Consider the following 2,894-nt stretch of genomic DNA (forward strand, 5'->3'; position numbering starts at 1 on the left):
GTTGATCACCGACTGACCGATCATGGCGCAGCCGGCCATACCACCGAGCAGTCCGGAGCCGATATTGGCGGTACCCTGGCCGATGCACTCACGATTTTTGTTACTCGGGGTATCGGTCAGATCATCCACGATGGTGGCGGTCATCATGGACTCCAGCAAACCGACCACCGCCAAGGTGATCGAGTACGGGAAAATGATCTGCAGGGTTTCAAAGTTCAGCGGAACATCCGGCCACAAAAATACCGGCAGGCTGTCCGGGAGCTCGCCCATATCGCCCACGGTGCGGATGTCCATACCGAGGTACATGGCGATACCGGTCAGGACAATAATGCACACCAACGGGGACGGCACAGCTTTGGTCAGCAGCGGAAACAGATAGATGATACCGAGGCCCGCCGCAAGCATGATATACACCGGCAGGGTGGCATTTTGCCCGGTGATTTCCGGCAACTGCGCCAGGAAAATCAGGATCGCCAGGGCATTTACAAACCCGGTCACCACCGAGCGGGAGACAAACCGCATCAGCGCCCCCAGTTTTAAAATCCCGGCAATAATCTGAAAAACCCCGGTCAACAAGGTGGCGGCGAGCAGGTATTCCAGCCCATGCTCCTTCACCAGCGTGACCATCAGCAGCGCCATGGCGCCGGTGGCGGCGGAAATCATGCCCGGGCGGCCCCCGACAAACGCCGTGACCACGGCGATACAGAAAGACGCGTACAGGCCGACCTTGGGGTCGACCCCGGCAATGATGGAGAAGGCGATGGCTTCGGGAATCAGCGCCAGCGCCACCACAATGCCGGCGAGGCTGTCGCCTTTGAAATTCGAGAACCAATCCTGTCGAATGTTTGCGAGCATAAGTATCTTCCAGCAGATCGAAGTCAATACCGTGGACGGCCGCATAGGGTGGGCGTCACCGATGGTTTTGAAAAGAGAAAACCGGCTGGCAAACCGGCCGATAGGTGGCGGTTTACAAGTGAACTGGACGGGCAACGGGAACTTCCGTGGGCCAACCTTCAGGGCTTAATGCCCGGGGTCGACTGCCAAGTCGCGAGACCGGTGATGAGTATCGTTATCATCAGCACCCAGACTGGAACGGCGCGCATGCCGTGAGACCGGTGGCTTGGTTTGAAGGCGGCGGAGTATACCGGAAAGGGGCCCGTATTGCACGGGCTGGGCCTGGGTAACAGGGGCTAGCGGGCGCGGTCGGTCAGAGGCAGTAGCGCCTCGGCATCGTACAGATCCTGAGGGCGGTTGATGTTGAAAAACGGGTCGTAGCCGGTCTGCTCAAAGGTCACCGATTCGGCGTTCTGTTCCCGCGCCCAATCCTGCAGTCGCGGTGTCTGGTCCGATTGCAGCGCCTCACGAATGGCCGGCAATAGGGAGCGGTGCCACAGCCCGAAGATCGGATGGGTCTGCTCGCCGGAGCGGGCCAGGACCAGAGACGCTTCGGTCTCCTGCGCCTGGCGGTACAATTCGCTGACCAGATTGTCCGGGAAAAACGGCGTGTCGCTGGCAAAGCTGGCCAGCCACTGTTGCTCCGGGCGATGGTTTTCCAGCCACTGCAGACCGGCGTGAATGCCCGCCAGAGGGCCGGGAAAATTGGGATACTCGTCGGACAGGACCGTCAGCCCGCTGCGGGTAAACCGCAGATGGTTGCCATTGGCGTTGAGCAGCAGCTCGGTTACCTGGGGTCTGGCTTTGGCAATCGCCCGCTGGAGCAGGGTCTGGCCGCCCAGCGGCAGCAGGCACTTATCGCCGCCGCCCATGCGGCGGGCGAGTCCTCCAGCGAGGATAATGCCCAGAATCGGGGGTCTGTCGTTCATAATCTCTGGTTAACGGTATCGGGTTTTACCAGTACTATACGCGGTAAGAGATTGAACGCGCGACTGTTTCATGTCGATTTTTTTAACGGTTCCGCATCGGCGGAGTCGGTTTTCACCGGGAGTCTTGAGTATGGGTCTTGATTTGCAGAGTCTGCGCCGGGAGTACTTGCGCGGTGGTTTGAACCTGGAAGATTTGAGCGCCAGCCCCATTGATCAGTTTGAAGTCTGGATGGAGCAGGCGGTGAAGGCGGAGATTCCCGACCCCACGGCCATGGTGCTCGCCTCCGCCTCCCCGGACGGGCAGCCCTCCCAGCGTATCGTGCTGCTCAAAGGGCTGGATTCCGACGGCTTCGTGTTCTACACCAACCGCACCAGCCGCAAGGGGCGCGAGCTGGCCGCCAACCCCAAAGTCAGCCTGCACTTTCCCTGGCACACCCTTGAGCGCCAGGTGGATGTCTGCGGTATCGCTGAACCACTGTCGGCGGAGGAATCCGAGCGCTATTTCCACTCCCGCCCCCGGGAGAGCCAGCTGTCCGCCTGGGCGTCCCACCAGAGCCGCCCGGTTGAGTCCCGCGAAGCCCTGATGGCCCACTTCCGTGAACTGGAACAGCGTTTTGAGGGCCAGGACATCCCGCTGCCGGACTTCTGGGGCGGCTACCGGGTTCGTCCCCAGCAGATGGAATTCTGGCAGGGCGGCGCCCACCGGCTGCATGACCGGTTCGAGTACAACCTGCAGCCCGACGGCAACTGGACCATCGACCGGCTGGAGCCCTGAATATGGCGGGTCAAGCCACCATGCGTTACATCCACCACAGTGCCGCCGGCGCGCCTTCCGTACTGGCCCTGACCGAAGGCCCGGTACCCGAGCCCAGCGCTCATGAAGTGTTGATTCAAGTCGCCGCCGCCGGGGTAAACCGCCCCGACGTACTGCAACGACAGGGACTCTACCCGCCTCCGGAAGATGCCTCCCCAGTGCTCGGGCTGGAAGTCTCGGGAACCGTCGTCGCGGTCGGAGAGGGCGTTCAGCGTTGGCAGTTGGGCGACCGGGTCTGCGCTCTGGTCAACGGCGGC

The 2,894-nt window shown here is 61.5% G+C and carries 4 protein-coding genes; 2 read left to right on the forward strand and 2 right to left on the reverse strand.

Translation table 11 applies throughout. The features are described 5' to 3' along the window. Together B3520_RS16990 and mobA are read right to left on the reverse strand one after the other, a co-directional pair. The coding region (locus tag B3520_RS16990; protein WP_286876470.1) for a SulP family inorganic anion transporter at positions 1 to 855 on the reverse strand (855 nt) is incomplete at its 3' end. Between the two features lie 335 nt (positions 856 to 1,190). Next, complete coding sequence (gene mobA / locus B3520_RS16995; RefSeq protein ID WP_286804637.1) at positions 1,191 to 1,823, reverse strand: molybdenum cofactor guanylyltransferase MobA; 633 nt, start codon at positions 1,821 to 1,823, stop codon at positions 1,191 to 1,193. A 130-nt stretch (positions 1,824 to 1,953) separates the two neighbouring features. Here mobA and pdxH point away from each other — a divergent pair, with 130 nt between their 5' ends. Continuing rightward, on the forward strand, positions 1,954 to 2,598 hold the full coding sequence (pdxH, locus tag B3520_RS17000; RefSeq protein ID WP_024460564.1) for a pyridoxamine 5'-phosphate oxidase: 645 nt from the start codon (positions 1,954 to 1,956) through the stop codon (positions 2,596 to 2,598). Positions 2,599 to 2,600: 2 nt separating this feature from the next. After that, a partial coding sequence (locus B3520_RS17005) for an alcohol dehydrogenase catalytic domain-containing protein (RefSeq protein WP_286876471.1) occupies positions 2,601 to 2,894 on the forward strand: 294 nt, incomplete at its 3' end.

It is taken from the genome of Marinimicrobium sp. UBA4509 (assembly GCF_002388575.1).
Taxonomy (GTDB): Bacteria; Pseudomonadota; Gammaproteobacteria; order Pseudomonadales; family Cellvibrionaceae; genus Marinimicrobium; species Marinimicrobium koreense.

Bases quoted from the DNA above. Each gene is read 5' to 3' on its own strand.
- mobA (WP_286804637.1), bottom strand. From the start codon at position 1,823: ATGAACGACAGACCCCCGATTCTGGGCATTATCCTCGCTGGAGGACTC.
- pdxH (WP_024460564.1), top strand. From the start codon at position 1,954: ATGGGTCTTGATTTGCAGAGTCTGCGCCGGGAGTACTTGCGCGGTGGT.